The organism is Pseudomonas sp. AFG_SD02_1510_Pfu_092 (assembly GCF_003331055.1).
GTDB lineage: Bacteria > Pseudomonadota > Gammaproteobacteria > Pseudomonadales > Pseudomonadaceae > Aquipseudomonas.
Genome location: NZ_PUQD01000007.1, coordinates 1 through 18,151, shown reverse-complemented (window position 1 = coordinate 18,151; position 18,151 = coordinate 1). Strand labels below are relative to the sequence as shown.

The 18,151-nt window shown below is 64.9% G+C and carries 10 protein-coding genes; 6 read left to right on the top strand and 4 right to left on the bottom strand.

From position 1 onward, the window contains the following. Positions 1–92: 92 nt before the first annotated feature. Positions 93–1,436 (top strand): dimethylsulfonioproprionate lyase DddP, encoded by a 1,344-nt coding sequence (dddP, locus tag C6A77_RS04950; protein WP_114168279.1) that lies wholly within the window; start codon positions 93–95, stop codon positions 1,434–1,436. A 50-nt stretch (positions 1,437–1,486) separates the two neighbouring features. Here dddP and C6A77_RS04945 read toward each other — a convergent pair whose 3' ends face one another. After that, positions 1,487–2,416, bottom strand: a complete 930-nt coding sequence (locus tag C6A77_RS04945; RefSeq protein ID WP_114168278.1) for a LysR substrate-binding domain-containing protein — start codon at positions 2,414–2,416, stop codon at positions 1,487–1,489. A 194-nt stretch (positions 2,417–2,610) separates the two neighbouring features. On the opposite strand from C6A77_RS04945, the gene C6A77_RS04940 reads away from it, so the two are divergent. Continuing rightward, on the top strand, positions 2,611–3,471 hold the full coding sequence (locus tag C6A77_RS04940; RefSeq protein WP_114168277.1) for a DUF6279 family lipoprotein: 861 nt from the start codon (positions 2,611–2,613) through the stop codon (positions 3,469–3,471). 128 nt (positions 3,472–3,599) lie between these two features. Here the strand turns inward: C6A77_RS04940 and aceK are convergent, their stop codons facing one another. Next, positions 3,600–5,315, bottom strand: coding sequence for a bifunctional isocitrate dehydrogenase kinase/phosphatase (gene aceK, locus C6A77_RS04935; protein WP_114168276.1), 1,716 nt, complete (start codon positions 5,313–5,315; stop codon positions 3,600–3,602). Between the two features lie 250 nt (positions 5,316–5,565). On the opposite strand from aceK, the gene C6A77_RS04930 reads away from it, so the two are divergent. Further along, positions 5,566–6,441, top strand: a complete 876-nt coding sequence (locus C6A77_RS04930) for a DMT family transporter (RefSeq protein ID WP_114168275.1) — start codon at positions 5,566–5,568, stop codon at positions 6,439–6,441. A gap of 1 nt (position 6,442) precedes the next feature. After that, positions 6,443–6,901: a DUF4265 domain-containing protein gene (locus C6A77_RS04925; RefSeq protein WP_114168274.1), complete on the top strand. Its 459-nt coding sequence runs from the start codon at positions 6,443–6,445 to the stop codon at positions 6,899–6,901. Positions 6,902–6,904: 3 nt separating this feature from the next. On the opposite strand, the gene C6A77_RS04920 is transcribed toward C6A77_RS04925, so the two are convergent. After that, positions 6,905–7,786, bottom strand: a complete 882-nt coding sequence (locus C6A77_RS04920) for a DMT family transporter (RefSeq protein WP_114168273.1) — start codon at positions 7,784–7,786, stop codon at positions 6,905–6,907. Between the two features lie 447 nt (positions 7,787–8,233). Here C6A77_RS04920 and C6A77_RS04915 point away from each other — a divergent pair, with 447 nt between their 5' ends. Both C6A77_RS04915 and C6A77_RS04910 read left to right on the top strand, forming a co-directional pair. Next, positions 8,234–9,094: a formylglycine-generating enzyme family protein gene (locus C6A77_RS04915; protein WP_178082373.1), complete on the top strand. Its 861-nt coding sequence runs from the start codon at positions 8,234–8,236 to the stop codon at positions 9,092–9,094. A 126-nt stretch (positions 9,095–9,220) separates the two neighbouring features. Next, entirely contained in the window at positions 9,221–11,680 is a 2,460-nt protein-coding gene (locus C6A77_RS04910) for a TonB-dependent siderophore receptor (RefSeq protein WP_114168272.1), read from the top strand. A gap of 453 nt (positions 11,681–12,133) precedes the next feature. Here C6A77_RS04910 and C6A77_RS04895 read toward each other — a convergent pair. Next, positions 12,134–18,151 (bottom strand): non-ribosomal peptide synthetase (locus C6A77_RS04895; protein ID WP_114168269.1); only part of this gene is annotated, 6,018 nt, incomplete at its 5' end.

Genomic DNA, 18,151 nt, shown 5'->3' with positions numbered 1-18,151 from the left:
TGAAGGCAGGCGCGCCTGCCTTCGATTTTTCCTTTCGCCAATACTGCCTCAGTCGTTAGCCAGCACACCCTGAGTATTGCCTGGAGACCGCAATGTCGGCACCCTTTTCTATCAACCCTGAGCATCGACGCATTGACCCTGCACGCCAGCGTAACTCGGCATTCAAGGCTGACGGCTCGATCGACGACAACGACCGGACGGAAATCGGCCCTACGCCACTCGCTTTTGCGGAATGGCATGCGCTGGGCTTGCAAGCGCCCCATCTGCCAACGATGCGAGCGTATCGGCTGGAGCGTATTCGCGCGCAACTGATCGCACGCGACCTGGGCGGCATCCTGCTGTTCGATCCGCTGAATATTCGATACGCCACCGATACGACAAACATGCAACTGTGGACCACCCACAACCCCGCGCGCGCATGTTTCATCGCAGCGAGCGGGCACGTTGTGCTCTGGGATTTCCATGGCTGCGATCACCTGAGTGCACATCTGCCGCTCATCAGCGAGCTGCGCAGCGGCGCTTCATTTTTCTACTTCGAGACAGGCGATCGCACCGATGAGCATGCTCGACGCTTTGCCTTGCAAGTCGAGGACATCCTCAGACAGCATGCAGGCGCCAATCGACGCCTTGCTGTCGACCGCATCGAATTGGCGGGTGTGCGGGCACTGGATGCGCTTGGCATCGAACTCTTCAGTGGTCAGGAAGTTACCGAGTTCGCTCGGGCGATCAAAGGGCCCGATGAAATCAAGGCCATGCGTTGCGCGGTCGCGTCTTGTGAAGCAGCCGTCTCGGAGATGCACCAGGCATTGCGCGAAGGCATGACAGAAAACGACGTATGGGCCGTATTGCATGCCGGCAATATCCGCCGGGGCGGCGAATGGATCGAGACGCGGATTCTAAGCTCGGGGCCACGCACCAACCCTTGGTTCCAGGAGTCCGGGCCGCGCGTTCTGAGCAATGGTGATCTGTTGTCATTCGACACCGACTTGATCGGTGTGTATGGCATGTGCGTCGATATGTCCCGTAGCTGGATCTGTGGCGGCCTGGAGCCCACTGCCGAACAGAAACGGCTGTACCGCATAGCTCACGAACATATCACCCACAATATCGAAATGATCAGGCCTGGCGTGCGCTTCACTGAACTCACCGGCAAGGGCCACCGGCTCCCTGAATCATGCCGGGCGCAGCGCTACGGTGTCATGTTCCATGGCGTGGGCCTGTGTGACGAATATCCCTGCATCCGCTACCCCGAAGATCTGCAGGCCTATGGTTACGAAGGCGTGCTGGAGCCCGGGATGGCGCTGTGCGTCGAGGCCTATGTCGGAGAAGTCGGCGGACGTGACGGCATCAAGCTGGAAAACCAGTTTCTGGTCACTGAGACCGGCTACGAGCTGCTGACCCACTATCCCTTCGATGCCAGTTTTCTCGAGGGCTGATGAAAGCGTTTTTCGGCTCTGCGACGCGTGCGCAGAGCCCTTCGCATGATTCACCCTGGCGATGATCGTAACCACTCGGCAAGGCTGAGCCCCATGGCCGTGATGTCGCGCCCATGGGGCACCACCAGGTAGTAGGCCTCCTGGGGTTTTATGCTCAGGTCTGACAAACGGACCAGGTCGCCCGATTCGAGCAGATGATCCAGCATCCGCCCCCAGCCCAGTGCTACGCCATGCCCGTGCAGCGCTGCCTGAATGGTATCGGTATACAGATGACAGCGCAGACGGTAATCAAGCTTGGGGGGGTGCCCGCCCAACGCTCGGAACCAGGTTGGCCATGTCATCCAGCCTTCGGTGGTGGCATCGGCATCCAGCAGGTCCGCGCCGTATAGCGCCTCCAGCGAGTCGGGCGCCTGGTTGCGCGCCAGCCAAGCCGGCGAACACACTGGAAACACTTCTTCGTCGAACAGATGCAGGGCAGTGCCATCCGCCCATTTACCAGTGCCATAACGCACCAGCAGATCGATGTCATGGTCGCGCAGGTCACCGGTGAACATCTGTGTGGCCAGGCGCAAGCGAATGTGCGGCAAGGCGGCTTGGAGCGAGCTCAGTCGCGGCATCACTCGCAGCTGAGAAAAAGTCGCGGTCGTGCTCAGTACCAGTTGCTGATCAGCACGCCCCTCTGCCAGGCGATCGAATACTGCTGCGACCTTCTGAAGCGACTCAGACATTACGGCAAACAACGTCTGCCCTTCATGGGTCAGGCTAACGCCACGGTGAAAGCGCTGGAACAACTGAACGCCAATGTTCTCTTCAAGCTGCCGAACCTGCTTGCTCACTGCCGCCTGGGTTACGCCCAGCTCCCGCGCGGCGAGGGTAAAACTGCTGTGACGGGCAACCGCCTCGAACTCCAGAAGCGCGGTCATCGAAGGAATGATGCGGCGATAACCGTTCTGAAGGTTGCCTTTCTCTGATGTTCTCATCCACCGTCCTGAAATGATGCGCCGCTCTGGCCAGAGCCTCAGCGAACATTGGCAGAAAATCTACGTGGTGAACAGCGCCGACAACGGCTAGGCCGCTAGACTCAAAGCCAGCGCGTCGCCCGACCGCTGATGCAGTGGAACCGTCAGCCCCTCGTCGCGTCTACCGTCTGGCCAGCCCCTGCAAGGAACAGCACATGCCGCTACGCCTGTTCAAAGCCCTGCTCATCGCCATCGGCTTCGCCCTGGCCCTGGCTGCCTGCAGCCGCATCGACCTGGCCTACCGCAACCTCGACCGCCTGGTGCCGTGGTCGCTGGACGATTACCTGGCCATGAACCGCGAGCAGAAGGCCCTGCTGGACGAGCGCCTGCGCGAGCACCTGGCCTGGCACTGCAAGACCCAGTTGCCCGGCTACCTCGACTGGCTCGACCGGATACGCGGCATGGTCGCCGACGGCCAGGTGACCGACCAGACCCTGCAGCAGCGCACCCGCGAAGCCCGTGCGGCGATTGGCCGGGTGGCCGAGGCCATTACCCCGTCGGCCACCGAGTTGCTGCGTGGCATGAGCGACGCCCAGGTGGCAGAAATGCGCGAAGCCTTCCGCGACGACATCGCCGAGCGGCAGAAGCAGTACGTGGACACGCCACTGGCGAAACAGATCGCCCGCCGGGCCGAGCGCATGGAAAAGCGCCTGACGCCCTGGTTTGGCGAGCTGAGCGCCACGCAGAAACAGCGCGTGCAGGCCTGGTCACAGGCGCTGGGCGACCAGAACCGCCAGTGGATCGCCAATCGCGCGCACTGGCAGCAGCAGCTGTTGCTGGCGATGAACCAGCGCAACGACGCCAGCTTCGCGCCACGCCTGGCGACGTTGCTGCAGCGCAAGGAAAGCTTGTGGACGCCGGAGTACCGGGCGGCGTTTCAGAATACCGAGCAGCAGGCGCGCAGTTTGCTGGTGGACCTGGTGCAGCAGAGTACCCCGCAGCAGCGGCAGTTTTTGCAGGAAAAATTGAGCAAGGTTCGTACTGATTTCAGTGAGTTGAAGTGTTTGAAGGGGTGACGGTGAAAAGCAGGCCTGGCCTCTTCGCGGGTAAACCCGCTCCCACAGGGACCCCACTAGTTTGAATCCTGTGCCGTGCCTGTGGGAGCGGGTTTACCCGCGAAGAGGCCGGGCCTGCTGAAATACTGTCAGCGCCCCTTGCGCCGATACGGAAACACATCGATCACCTTCCCCTCGCGTATCGCCGTCTGCAGCCCCTTCCAGTAATCCGCGTCATACAACTCGCCATGCAGGCGGCTGAACAACCGGCGCTGGCCGATATCGGCAAACAGGAACGGCGGGAACTCTTCGGGGAACACGTCATGCGGCCCGATTGAGTACCACGGCTCGCCCGACATCTCGTCCTCCGGGTAACGCGGCGGCGGGATATGGCGGAAGTTCACCTCGGTCAGAAAGCAGATTTCGTCGTAGTCGTAAAACACCACCCGACCATGACGGGTGACGCCAAAGTTTTTCAGCAGCATGTCGCCGGGGAAGATGTTCGCCGCCGCCAGCTGCTTGATGGCCAGGCCGTAATCTTCCAGCGCTTCCAGCACCTGGCCCTCGCTGGCCTGCTCCAGGTACAGGTTCAGCGGGGTCATGCGCCGTTCGGTCCAGCAGTGGCGGATCAGCACCGTGTCGCCCTCCAGCGCCACGGTCGATGGCGCCACCTCCAGCAGTTCGGCCAGGCACTCCGGCTCGAACTTGCTGCGCGGGAAGCGAAAGTCGGCGAATTCCTGGGTATCGGCCATGCGCCCGACGCGGTCGACGCTTTTCACCAGCCGGTACTTGTCGATCACCGTGGCACGATCGACCGTCTTCGACGGCGAAAAACGGTCCTTGATGATCTTGAACACAGTGTTGAAGCCCGGCAGGGTAAACACGCTCATGACCATGCCGCGCACCCCCGGCGCCATGACGAAGCGGTCGTCGCTGCTGGCCAAGTGGTTGATCAGCGCCCGATAGAACTCCGACTTGCCGTGCTTGTAGAAGCCGATCGAGGTGTACAGCTCGGCGATGTGCTTGCCCGGCAGGATGCGCTTGAGGAAATTGACGAACTCCGCCGGCACCGGCACATCGACCATGAAGTACGAGCGGGTGAAGGAAAAGATGATCGACACCTCGGCCTCGTCGGTGATCAGCGCGTCGGCCTCGATGCCGTGCCCTTCGCGATGCAGCAGCGGGATGACCAGCGGCCACTGTTCATCGCTGTTGAACAGCCGGCCGACCAGGTAGGCCCCCTTGTTGCGGTACAGCACCGGCACGAACAGCTCCAGCGCCAGCGCCGGGTCCTTGCACACCCAGTCCGGCAGGCACTCGCGCAGTTGCGCTTGCAGGCGCGTCAGGTCGCCCTCCAGGTCGGCGTACGGCACATCGAACGGGTAATCGGTGAAGACCGCGCGCAGCAGGCCCTTGAGCCCGTCGTCCGGGTGATAGGTACGGGTTTGCGCGGCACGCTCGCGGCCGCGCATGGAGGGCCGGGTGGTATGGATGAACATGCAGCCGTCGCTGATCAGGTCGTGGCTGAACAGGCTGCAGAACAGCGAGTTGTACCAGGTCTCGGACAGCTCATCGTCCAGCCGCGGGTCGATCAGGTGAATGTAGGCATTTTTCACCAGTGGCCATTGCTCGACGTCGAGCAGCACCTCCTCGGCAAAGCCCTGACGCAGCCAGCCGTTGACCTCGGCGACCTTCTCTTCGTAGAGGTTGATGCGCGCGGCGGCGGCGTGCTGGATCTCCTGCCAGCGCGCCTGCTCGAAGCGCTGGCGGGCACCGAGGGTGATGCGCTGGAAGTGGTCGCGGTAGTCGTCGAAGCCGGCGAGGATCATCCGGGCGATTTCGACGGCGGGCCTAGGCTGGGGCATGCGGGGGGCCTCGGGGCAAGGGTGAGATACAGAGCTTAGTCTGCTTGTCCGAAACAGGGGTGTCGGCACCGGCCTCTTCGCGGGTAAACCCGCTCCCACAGAGAGGGCATCACATTTGAAAGCTGTGCAGTACCTGTGGGAGCGGGTTTACCCGCGAAGAGGCCAGCACAGGTTTACACCGCAAGAAAGCACAAGAATCCCCCCGCCCCCTGGCGTACACTCGCGCCCTGCCCCGCCTCCGGAGACCGTTGTGAGCCCCATCGCCCTAGCCCGCCTGCTGACCCTTGCCGCCGTCTGGGGGGCGAGTTTCCTGTTCATGCGCATCATCGCCCCCGAGCTGGGCACGCTGCCGACGGCGTTCCTGCGCGTGTCCATCGCCTGCCTGGGGCTGGTCGCACTGCTTGCCGCAGCCCGCGTGCGCTGGGACTTCCAGGGCAAGCTCGGCGCCTGCCTGGTACTGGGCATGATCAACTCCGGGATCCCCGCCACCTTCTATTCGGTGGCCGCTCAGGTGCTGCCCGCCGGCTACTCGGCGATCTTCAACGCCACCACGCCGCTGATGGGCGTGCTGATCGGCGTGCTGTGCTTCCGCGAACCGATGACCCTGGCCAAGCTCTGCGGCATCTTCCTCGGCCTGCTCGGCGTCGGCATTCTCAGCGGTGCCGGCCCGGTAGCCCTCGACCTGGCCCTGCTGCAAGGTGCCCTCGCCTGCCTGGCGGCGACCACCTGCTACGGCTTTGCCGGCTTCCTCGCGCGCCGCTGGGTCAGCGGCCTGGACAGCCGCCTGTCGGCCCTGGGCAGCATGCTCGGCGCCACCCTGCTGCTGAGCCCGCTGTTCGCCTGGAGCGCACTGAGCCAGCCACCGGCCAGTTGGGGCGGCTGGCAGGTATGGCTGTCGCTGCTGGGCCTGGGCCTGCTGTGCACGGCCTTCGCCTACATCCTGTACTTCCGCCTGCTGGAAGAAATCGGCCCGGTCAAAGCCAGCACCGTGACCTTCCTGATCCCGGTGTTCGGCGTAGTGTGGGGGGCGTGGCTGCTCGACGAGCCGCTGTCGATGGCCCACCTGTACGGCGGCCTGCTGATTGGCGTGGCGCTGTGGCTGGTGCTGCGCCCGGCGCGCAGCTGATATGACCGGCGCGTACAAGAAGGTCCTGTTCCGCCTGCAGCAGGACGCGAACGGCTACCCACCGGCCTCGGTCGAGGGCCTGTGGGCCAAGGCGGTCGATGGCGGCCATGCCGTCGACAACATTCCCTTCCATGTCTATGGCATCGCCCCCGGCGATGTGATCGGCACCTGCGAACAGGCCGGCGAAACCTGGTTCACCGAGCTACGCCGCAGCAGCGGCAGCTCGGTGTTCCGGGTCATCGTCAAGCCGCCGGAAAGCCTCGACCAGGTACGCGCGGCCTTGCAGGACTTCGGCTGCAACTGCGAAACCGAGCAGGCCGTGAAGATGCTGGCAGTCGAAGTCCCGCCGCAGCGTTCGCTCGACACCCTGCTCTACTACCTGCTCACCCAGCGCGAAGCCGGCCTGCTGGACTTCGAGGAGGGTGTACTGCGCCACCCCATCCCCGAAGAGTTCCGCTAGCGCCTACGCCTCGGCCACGCGCGCGGCGGGCTTGCCGAACACGAACAGCAGGCCCACCACGATCAGCCCCATGCCCAGCAGGCTGAGCGGCGCCAGGCGGTTGCCGAAGATCAGCAAGTCCATCACCGCGGTCACGGCCGGCACCAGGTAGAACAGGCTGGTGACATTGACCAGGTTGCCCTTGGCGATCAGCCGGTACAGCAACAAGGTCGCCAGCAGCGAGACCACCAGGCCCATCCACAGCAGCGCGCCGACGAAGCCGCCGGTCCATTGCACCTGCAGCGGCTGCAGCGGCGCGAACAGCGCGCACAGGGCAAAGCCGGCCAGGTACTGCAACGGCAGCGTGCCCATCGGGTTGTCGCTGATGCGCTTCTGCAGGATCGAGCCAACGGTCATGCTGGCCAGCGCCAGCAGGGCGAACAGCATCCCCACCAGCGACACCCCGCCCAGGTTGATGCCCTGGTAGACCACCATGATCAGCCCAGCCAACCCCAGGCCCAGGCCGAACAGCCGGCTCCAGGAGCGCTGGCGCTCCATCAGCACCACGGTGAGGATCGGTTGTACCCCCATCACCGTGGCCATGATGCCGGGGGTGACCTGGCTGTCGAGCGCCAGCAGGTAGAAGATCTGGTAGGCGCCGAGCAGTACACAGCCGGTACCCAGGGCGCGCAGGATGGCGCCACGACTGCGCGGCCAGCGCAGCCGCAGCAGCGGGCCGATCAGCAGCAGCCCGGCCAGGGCCAGGGCCGAGCGCAACAGCAGGAAGGCGAACGGGCTGGCCTGCGCCAGGCCCAGCTTGGAAACGATCGCCCCGCTGCTCCACAGCAGGACGAACAGGCTGGTAGTGGCCGCCGAGGCCACGGATGCTTTGTTGAAGACAGACATGTATTGCCACCTGATAGTAGGCAGATAAGCCAGACGGCCGGCGTGCGCTTGCGCTTGGGAAGTGCCGACCGTGTTCAGTAGGTTGCGTGTGCGAAGGGATGCGGCCAGAAGCCGATCAGCCCAGCACGACCACGCAAGGAGGCGGAGCTACGCCGCCTACAACGCCACTGACAGGTGGTGGTGGATAGTGACTGATCATCGCCGGCTGCTGGCAGCCACGCACGACTCCGCCCGCGACTGGCGCGATGGCAAAGTTTGTGGTGGAAGGGCTGGCTGGCATGAACAGGTCTTCGGGGAGAGAACAATGGGCTGGACTATAGCCCGGTGCCCCATGCCTTGCAAACAGCTTTTGTGGGAGCGCCACCTTGGATGTTGATTAATTTCCCGCTACCCCGACTCGTCTGAATGCGAAACGCAGCCCGCATTCACCCGCTTCGAGGACCACCGATGAACGTATCCGCCTGGCTCTGCCGGCCAGCCCAGATCACCTGCCTGCTGCTGGCCAGCGCCCATGCCCACGCCGCCAAGCCCGGCGACGTGTTCAAGGACTGCAAGGACTGCCCGGAAATGGTCGTGCTGCCCGCCGGCAGCTACGTGATGGGCGCCCCTGACGACGAAGTAGGCCGCCAGCCCGACGAAGGCCCGCTGCACACCGTGACCTTCGCCAAACCGTTCGCCATCAGCCGCTACCAGGTCACCGCTGGCGAACTGGACGCCTACATCGAGGCCACCGGCACCGTCATCAAGAGCGGCGACGACCGCCCAGGCCGCTGGTGCGAAGCCAGCAAGCCCAGCTACCCGCAAGGCCCCCGCCAACCAGCGGTGTGCGTCGACTATGACGAAGTGCAGGGCTACACCCGCTGGCTGGCGAAAACCACCGGCAAGCCCTACCGCATGGTCAGCGAAGCCGAACGCGAATATGCCGCTCGTGGCGGCTCCACAGGCCCGTTCCCCTTCCCCTTCGACGAACCGGGCACGTACGAGATCAGCAAGCACGCCAACACCTATGGCCCCAAGGACGGCTATGCCTTCACCGCCCCGGTGGGCAGCTACCCGGCCAACGCCTTCGGCCTGTACGACATGCACGGCAATGTCTACGAATGGGTCGCCGACTGCTACCACGACAGCTACGAAGGCGCGCCCACTGACGGCAGCGCCTGGGTCCAGGACCCCACGTGCATCCGTGCGCACATGCGCGGCAACGACTGGGGCGAGCCGCCGATCTTCTCCCGCTCGGCCAACCGCAACGACCGGCTCAAGACCACCCGTGGCGACTTCCTCGGCTTTCGCGTAGCACGCGACCTGTGAAGTTGTGACGCGGTTAACGCAGCAGCCGCGGAAAAAATCGCCAATAAGAATCGTTCCGGTTTTTCCCAGGTGCTGCGTCTTATAGCTGACATAGAAAAAAACCCTCTGCCAACGAGACCGCAATAGATGTCCAAGTCCCTGCCCGGCCCGCTCAACCCGCTTGCCAAAGCGTTACTGATCCGTCATTCCCTGCGTCCCCAACGCGCGTTGTCCCGCATCGGCCTTGGCCTGGCGTTGGCCACCGCGATGGTTACCCAGGTGCACGCGCAGGAATGGACCCTGGACATTCCCGCGCAGCCGATGAACTCGGCGCTGCAGGCCCTGGCCCGGCAGACCGACAGCCAGTTGCTGTATAGCCCCGAGGACATCAGCGGGCTGCGCTCCACCGCCCTCCAAGGGCGCCATGACCTGGCGACGTCGCTGAGCATCCTGCTGGGTGGCAGCGGCCTGCGTTACCAGATCGACGGCAATAGCGTGACCGTCACGGCGAGCTCTGCCGCAAAGGACGGCCAGGTCGAACTTTCGGCGACCAACGTCAATAGCATGGGCCTGGGGGCCACTACCGAAGGCACTGGTTCCTACACCACCGGCGTGACCAGCACGGCCACCCGGATGAACCTGTCGATCCGCGAAACGCCGCAAAGCATCAGCGTCATCACCCGGCAACAGATGGACGACCAGCACCTGGCGACGATCACCGATGTGCTCAAGCAAAACCCGGGCATCACCATGTCCCAGGACGGTGGCGAGCGCTTCCACATCTATTCGCGCGGCTCGGAAATCAGCACCTACCAGCTCGACGGGGTGAACACCACGCAGGACTACCTGACGCGCAACATGCCCAACACGCTGATGGACATGGCCATGTTCGACCGCATCGAAATCGTCCGCGGCGCCACCGGCCTGATGACCGGTGCCGGCGAGCCCAACGGCGTGGTGAACATGGTGCGCAAGCGCCCGACGCGTGAATTCCAGTCCTATGTGCAGGCCGGCGTGGGCTCGTGGGACTACTACCGCACCGAGGCCGATGTGTCCGGGCCGCTGATCGAAAGCGGCAAGCTGCGTGGCCGCCTGGTGGCTGCCAAGCAGAGCAACCAGAGCTACATGGACTGGTACAGCCAGGACCGCGACCTGGTCTACGGCGTGCTCGAGGCCGACCTGACCGACACCACCACCGTACGTTTCGGCATGGACTACCAGACCTACGACGCCAACGGCGCACCGGGCGTGCCGCTGTTCTTCAGCAATGGCCAACCCACCCACTTCTCCCGCTCGACCAGCTCCGGCCCGCGCTGGATGTATGAGGACTACACCACCAAGAACTACTCCTTTGGCCTGGACCAGGAGCTTGGCAATGGCTGGCAGCTGAAAATGGCCGGCAACTACATGGATGTCGATCGCGACTCGCTGTCGGCGTTCTACCGCACCGGGGCGGGGGTTTCCACCCTCGACCAGGCCACCGGCAACGCCAAGGCCGACCTGTTGCAAGTCGATGCCCATCAGGTTCAACGGGGCATGAACATCACGCTGCAGGGGCCTTTCGAACTGTTTGGCCAGACACACGAGCTGGTCACCGGCTTCGACTACATGGATTACGAGAACAACCACTTCACCGGAACGGCTGGGGAAGCCACATTCAACTTCTACACGTGGGGCAACCGCCTACCGCAACCTGGCAGCTATTCACCGTTGCTGGACTATGACCTGAACATTCGCCAGACCGGCTACTTCATCGCTACCCGCCTGAACTTCACCGACGACCTGCACATGATCCTCGGTGCTCGTACTACCAGTTATCGTTCGGACTCGAACCAGGTGGTGTTGACCACGGGTATCGGCAACCCTTCCCACTTGCAGGAGCGCGGCGAAGTCACACCCTATGCGGGCCTGATCTATGACCTGACCGATGAGCAGTCGGTGTACGCCAGCTATACCGATATCTTCAAGCCCCAGACCAGCCGCGACCGTACCGGCAAGGTGCTGGACCCGGTGATCGGGCAGAACTATGAAATGGGCTGGAAGGGTGAGTTCTATGACGGCCGCCTGAACGCCAACGCCGCGATCTACCTGATCAAGCGTGACAACCTTGCAGAAGAAGACACCGGCTTCGGCGTGCCGGGGGTGCCTAACTCCACCGCCTACCGCGCGGTCAGCGGCGCCGAAACCAAGGGCATCGATCTGGAACTGTCCGGCGAAGTGGCTCGCGGGCTGGAAGTTCATACCGGTTACAGCCATTCGCGCACGGAGGATGCCAATGGCACTCGCCTGACGTCGCAATTGCCGCTGGACACCTTCCGCCTGTGGACCACCTACCGCCTGCCTGGCGAATGGGACCGCCTGACCGTCGGCGGCGGGGTCAACTGGAATTCCCAGCAATCCCTGGCCACCCGCTACAACACGCGGATCACCCAGGAAGACTACGCCGTGGCCAGCCTGATGGCCCGCTACAAGATCAGCGAGCACCTGGCCGCCACGCTGAACGTGGACAACCTGTTCGACAAGAAGTACTACGCAGGCCTGGCCGGCAACTACGGCCACTACGGCGCGCCGAGAAACGCAACGCTGAACCTGCGCTACGACTTCTGACCACCCCACAAAAAAGCGGCGCCTCCTTATTCGGGAAGCGCCGCTTTTTTTGTGCCTGGCGGTGCATGGCACCGGCTACGCCGGTGTTCGCGGCGAAAGCCGCTCCCACAGGGTTCAGCGCAAGCCTGAGGCGTACGCCCAACCCATTGTGGGAGCGGGCAAGCCCGCGAAGCAGGCAACGCGGTGCATGGCACCGGCTGCGCCGGTGTTCGCGGCCACGGCCGCTCCCACAGGTACCGCGTAGCCCGGTGCTGCACCGTCCTCTGTGGGAGCGGGTTCACCCGCGAAGCAGGCGGCGCGGTGCATGGCACCGGCTGCGCCGGTGTTCGCGGCTAAAGCCGCTCCCACAGGGTTCAGCGCAAGCCTGAGGCGTACGCCCAACCCATTGTGGGAGCGGGCAAGCCCGCGAAGCAGGCGACGCGGTGCATGGCAGCTCCCACAGAGACCGCGGAGCTACTGGCTTACCGGCTCTGCCAGCATCAACCTGGCAATCATCCCCTCAAGCACATCCGCATGCTCAAGGATGTCGTAGTGCCCAGCATCGATACCAATATCCTCACCGCTACCGGCAATGCTCCCCCCATGCGCGCCCTCGCCCGCCCACCAGCAACTCGCCGCTGCCTGGGTTGCCGGCAACTGGCTCAACTGACGCGACAGTTCTTTGAGCTTCATCGCCACGACAAAGGTCTGCGCCAGGTCGGCATCGCCGATATCGACATAGGCCGACTCCGCTGCCTGGCCGGCACGCAGCGTTTCGATCACGCCTTCCACCGCCTCCCGAGTACTGCCAGCCGGGATCGCCGGCACCACCAGCGCATCAGCCGCAACCCCCAGCACCACGGCCAGGAAGCCTCGCAGATCAGCGCTCCAATCCCTCTCCTGCACCGCCTGCCCCGCCGCAGGCACGAAGCTGTCGACCAAGGCCAGCGCGGCAACCCGCTGCCCCTGGTTTTCCAACTCTCGCGCCACCAGCACCGCCAGGCTGCCGCCCAACGACCAACCCGCCAGCTGATAAGGGCCTTCAGGCTGCTTCTGGCGAATGTACTGGGCGTAGTCGATCGCCATCGCTTCCAGCGACTCATCCACCCAGGCAGGGTCCAGCAGCATCCGGCATTGCAGGCCATACACCGTGCAGCGGCCCTCCAGCCGGCGCGCCAACGGCTCGTAATCGAACACCGTGCCGAACCCGGCATGCAGGCAGAACAACGGCGTGCTGGCGCGCACTCGGCTGTTGAGCAGCAACAGCGGGTCGAGGCTGGTCTGCTCGGGTGCATATCCCGACAACTCGGCGATGGTCGGCCGGGCCATGACATCGCGCAGTTTCAGCTCAATGGGCAACGCCTCGCAGGCACGCACCCTGGACAACATCCTGAGCACACGCAGCGAGTCACCGCCCAGCTCGAAGAAATTGTCATCGACCCCGACCTGCTCCACCTCGAGCACGTCCTGCCAGATCGCGGCCAGTGCCTGCTCAATGGCATTGCGCGGCGCGACCTTCGCCCGGCCTGCGGCAAATTCCGGCGCTGGCAAGGCATTGCGGTCGATCTTGCCATTGGGCGTCAGCGGCAGCGCCGCCAGCATTACCAACCGGGCCGGGACCATGTGCTCCGGCAGGTCGGCGCGCAGGGCTGCACGCAATGCCTCGGCGCTGACCTCAGCGCTGGCCGCCACCACGTAGCCGATCAGTTGCTTGCCCTGGCTGATGTCCCGCGCCACCACCACCGCATCGCGCACGCCTGCCAGGTTGCGCAAGCGCGCCTCGATTTCGCCCGGCTCGATGCGGAAGCCGCGAATTTTCAGCTGGTTGTCCAGCCGCCCGAGGAAGTCGATGACGCCATCGGCGCGACGACGAACCCGGTCACCCGTGCGGTACAGGCGGCCACCGCTGGCAAACGGGTCGGCGACGAAGCGCTCGGCCGTCAGTGCCGCGCGCTGGTGATAGCCGCGCGCCACGCCGGCGCCACCAATGTAAAGCTCCCCGGCAACGCCATCGGGCAGCGGGTTGAGGTGCTGGTCCAGCACGTGCAGCGTGCGCTCGCCAACCCGCTCACCGATGGGCGCATACACCGCGCCACAGCGTTGTTGCACCGGCACTTTCCACAGCAGCGGCGTGACCACGGTTTCGGTCGGCCCGTAGCCATTGGTCAGCCAGCGCGGGCGCAGCGTGCGCTTGACCTGTTCGAACAGGGCATCCGGCACCGCATCGCCGCCAAAGCAGTACACCCGCACCGCCGGCGCGGGTTGCGGCTGGCGCTCGGCGAACTCGGCCAGCTGTTGCAGGTAGGCCGGCGGGAAGCAGGCGATGTCGATACGCTGGGCATGCAGCGCCTGCCAGGTTTCCTCGGCCGTCCACAGCCGATTGTCACGGACCACCAGGCAACCACCTGAAGACAAGGTCGACAGCCAGCGCTCCTGGGCGCCGTCGAAGGCGAACGACATGAACAGCAGCTCGCGGGTCTGCGCGTCCATCTCGTACAACCGGGCGATCGCCTGGCAGTGCATGGCAATCTGGCCATGGCTCACCGCCACGCCCTTGGGCTTGCCGGTGGAGCCGGAGGTGTAGATCAGGTAGGCCAGGTTATCGGCGCTCGCGCACTGTTCAGGCGCGCTTGCCGGCAGATCCTCCAGCACCTGCTGCTCGAGTTCGACACAGCGCGCGACCTCGGCAAAGCGCTGGCGCAGGCCGCTGCTGGTGATCAGCAGGTGCATGGCCGAGTCCTCGATGATCCATTGCAGGCGCTCAGCCGGGTAATCGATGTCCAGCGGCACATAGCCAGCGCCAGTCTTCATCACCGCCAGAAACGCCACGATCATCTCTACCGAGCGTTCCAGGGCAATGCCTACGCAGGTTTCCGGACGTACGCCCTGGGCGATCAAGTGCCGGGCAAGGCGGTTGGCGCGCGCATCCAGCTGCGCGTAGCTCAACTGCTGGCTGCCACAGATCACCGCCAGCGCCTCGCCACGCGCCTGGGCATGCCCGGCGATACGCTCGGCGAGCAGCGGCTGCGCGCGGCCCGCTGCGCCAAGCTGGTTGCGCAAGCCGGCGTGCTGCAGCTGTGCCGGCGTCAGCATGCCCAGGCTGCCAAGCGTCGCCTGAGGGTTGTCGAGCATGGCCGACAGCAAACTCTCGAAACTGCCACGCAGGCATTCGACGGCCGTTTCGGTAAAGCGGTTGCGCAGGTACAGGAACTCCACCGAGAAGGTTTCGCCCAGTTGCACCGCCAGGTCCATGGCATAGTTGGTGACGTCGCGGTTGCGCACCTCGCCAAAGCGCAGGCTGGCATCGCCACCCTCGCGCAAGCGCTCATCGACCGGGTAGTTCTCGAACACCACGATGCTGTCGAACAGCGCTTGCCCGGGCCGCCCGGCCCAGCGCTGCACATCGGCCAGCGCCGCGTGCTCGTGGTCGCGCAGCTCCAGGTTGTACTGCTGCAGCTGCTGCAGCCAGTCACTGACGATGTGCTGGGGTTGCGGCGTCTGTACCACCGGCAGGGTGTTGATGAACAGGCCCAGCATCTGGTCTGCGCCCGCCAGGCTGGCAGGGCGCCCGGCTACGGTGGCGCCGAAGCATACCGTGGCCTGGCCGGTATAGCGTTGCAGCAGCAACAGCCAGGTGGCCTGCACCAGGGTGTTGGGGGTGACCCGCAGGCGCCGGGCCTGGTCGCGCAGCTGTTGCGTGCGCTGCGCATCCCAGCGCAGGTACAGCGCCTGGTGCCCGCCCCGCTCGCCGTCCGCTTGCGGCGCGATACTGTCGGCCAACAGCGTCGGGCCGTCCAGGGCCTGTAGCTGCTCGCGCCAGAACTGCTCCAGCCGGCCCGGCGGTTGTTCACCAAGCCAACGGAGGTAATCGGCAAAGCGCCCCGCCGCGTGGCCGACAGGCCGGCCGTGATACACCTGCAGCACTTCGCCGAGCAAGCGCGAATTGCTCCAGCCATCCATGAGGATGTGGTGGCGCGACCAGATCAGGTGCAGGCGTAGCTCATCGCACTGCACCAGGGTCAGCCGCATCAATGGCGCACAGGTCAGGTCGAAACCTTCGGCGGCATCTTCGCCTGCCAGCGCCTGCAAGGCCTCGTTGCTCACCTCTCGGCCGCGCCAGTCGAGCAGGCGCAGCGGCAGGCTGGCCTGACGCAGCACCAGCTGCAACGGCTCGGGCCACTGCGCCGATGACAGGAACACCGTGCGCAGGATGTCGTGGCTGGCGATCACCTGGTTCCAGGCCGCGACGAAGCGCTCGATGTCCAGGCCGTGCACATCCACCGAGGTCTGGTTGATGTACAGCGCCGCTGCGGACTCCTGCAGGGTGTAGAACAGCATGCCCTGCTGCATCGGCGACAGCGGGTAGATGTCGGCAAGCTGCGCGACAGGCACCGGCAGGTCATCCAGTTGCGCCTGGCTCAGGCGCGCCAAGGGGAAGTCCGATGGCGTGACGCCGCGGTTGCCCGCCTGGCAGCAATGCTCGATCAGCGCCTTGAGCTCTTCACCATAGGCATCGGCCAGCCGCTGGATGGTCGCGCTGTCGAACAGCTCCCGGCTGAAGGTCCAGCCCAGTGTCAGCTCGCCGCCATACACCTGGCCGTTCAGCGCCAGCAGGCCGCTCAGTGGCGCGTCCTCGGCCTGGTTCGGGCCGGCGCTCTCGGTGGCCGGCTTGAACAGGCCAGTCTGTTGGTCGAAGCTGCCGTCGAACTGCCCCAGGTAGTTGAAGATGATCGAACCCTGGGCCAGCGCCGCCAGGCTCTGCTGCGCTTCGCTGCTGCCCAGGTAACGCAGCACGCCGTAGCCGAGGCCCTTGGCGGGGACCGCGCGCAGCTGCTCCTTGATCGTCTTGATCGAGCTGGCCAGCTCGGGCTGCGGGCTGAGCCGGACCGGGTACATGCTGGTGAACCAGCCCACCGTGCGGCTCAGGTCGAGGCCCTCGAACAGCTCTTCACGGCCATGGCCCTCAAGGCGCACCAGCACCTGCGCCTGCGCGGTCCAGCGGCTGACCACACGGGCCAGTGCGGTCAGCAACAGGTCGTTGATCTGGGTGCGGTAAGCGGCGGGGGCCTGTTGCAGCAGCTTGCGTGTCCAGGTGGCGTCCAGCCGGGTTCTGACCGATGTGGCGTGCTTCTGCAGGTTTTCGCCCAGCGGGTGATCGCAAGGCAACCCATCGCTGGCGCCTTGCAGTTGCTCACGCCAATAGCGCAGCTCATGCTGCAGCGTCGGGCTGGCGGCATAGGCCTGCAGCTGTTCGGCCCAGGCCTTGAATGCGCTGGTCTTGGCCGGCAACTGCACGGGTTGCCCGAGGGCATGTGCCTGGTAGGCCTGTTGCAAGTCTTCCAGCAGAATCCGCCATGACACGCCATCCACCACCAGGTGATGGATGACCAGCAGCAGCCGTTGGCTGCCGTCCGCCAGCGTTGCCAGCACGCCACGCAACAGTGGCCCCTGGGCCAGATGCAAGCTGCGCTGGGCCTGTTCCGCCAGGCGTGCCAGCGCCTCGGCATCAGCGCATTCGCGCAGCCACAGCAACTCGGTAGCGGCTGGCGCGGCCAGCGCAGCTTGCCAGTGGCCATCCTGCTGCCGGGCATTGAGCCGCAGCAGATCGTGATGGGCATACAGGTCGTCCAGCGCCCTGCGCAACAGGTCGCCATCCAGTGCCTCGCCAGGCTCGAGCAGCACCGACTGGTTCCAGTGCTCAGGTACTGCCAGCCGCTGTTCGAAGAACCATCGCTGCACCGGAATCAGCGGCACAGGGCCGCTGATCAGCCCCTGCTCCAGCACCGGTGTTGCGTTGCGCCGCGCGACCGAGGCCAGCCCCTGCACGGTCTGATGCTGCAGCAATTGCTTGGGCGTGAACTTGATGCCTGCCTGACGAGCGCGGCTGACCACCTGCAGCGAGATGATCGAGTCGCCGCCCAATTCGAAGAAGTTGTCGGTCAGGCCGACTTGTGCAAGCTTCAGCACATCGGCCCAGATCGCCGCGATCTGCTGTTCCAGATCGCTTTGCGGGGCGACGTACTCGCCCTGCAACTGGCTGGCATCCGCCTGCGGCAGGGCCTTGCGGTCCAGCTTGCCGTTCGGCGTCAGCGGCAGTGCGTCGAGCAGCAACAGGTGCGTCGGCACCATGTAGTCCGGCAGGCTGGCCTTCAGTGCTTCGCGCAGTGCGCCTTGTGTTTGCGCACTGTCGGCAGGTACCACATAACCCACCAGTTGCTTGCCGTTCGGCCCATCCTGGGCCAGCACCACCGCTTCCTGCACACTCGGCAGCTCCAGCAAACGCGCTTCGATCTCGCCCAGTTCGATGCGCAGGCCGCGAATCTTCACCTGGTGGTCGATGCGCCCGGCATAGTCGATTACCCCGTCGGCGCGGTAGCGCGCCAGGTCGCCGGTGCGGTACAGGCGCCCGCCGCTCGCGCTGAACGGGTCCGGCACGAAGCGTTCGGCGGTCAGCGCCGGGCGTTGGTGGTAACCCCGCGCCAGGCCCACGCC

Bases quoted from the DNA above. Each gene is read 5' to 3' on its own strand.
- C6A77_RS04945 (WP_114168278.1), bottom strand. From the start codon at position 2,416: ATGAGAACATCAGAGAAAGGCAACCTTCAGAACGGTTATCGCCGCATC.
- C6A77_RS04910 (WP_114168272.1), top strand. From the start codon at position 9,221: ATGTCCAAGTCCCTGCCCGGCCCGCTCAACCCGCTTGCCAAAGCGTTA.
- C6A77_RS04925 (WP_114168274.1), top strand. From the start codon at position 6,443: ATGACCGGCGCGTACAAGAAGGTCCTGTTCCGCCTGCAGCAGGACGCG.
- dddP (WP_114168279.1), top strand. From the start codon at position 93: ATGTCGGCACCCTTTTCTATCAACCCTGAGCATCGACGCATTGACCCT.
- aceK (WP_114168276.1), bottom strand. From the start codon at position 5,315: ATGCCCCAGCCTAGGCCCGCCGTCGAAATCGCCCGGATGATCCTCGCC.
- C6A77_RS04920 (WP_114168273.1), bottom strand. From the start codon at position 7,786: ATGTCTGTCTTCAACAAAGCATCCGTGGCCTCGGCGGCCACTACCAGC.
- C6A77_RS04915 (WP_178082373.1), top strand. From the start codon at position 8,234: ATGAACGTATCCGCCTGGCTCTGCCGGCCAGCCCAGATCACCTGCCTG.
- C6A77_RS04940 (WP_114168277.1), top strand. From the start codon at position 2,611: ATGCCGCTACGCCTGTTCAAAGCCCTGCTCATCGCCATCGGCTTCGCC.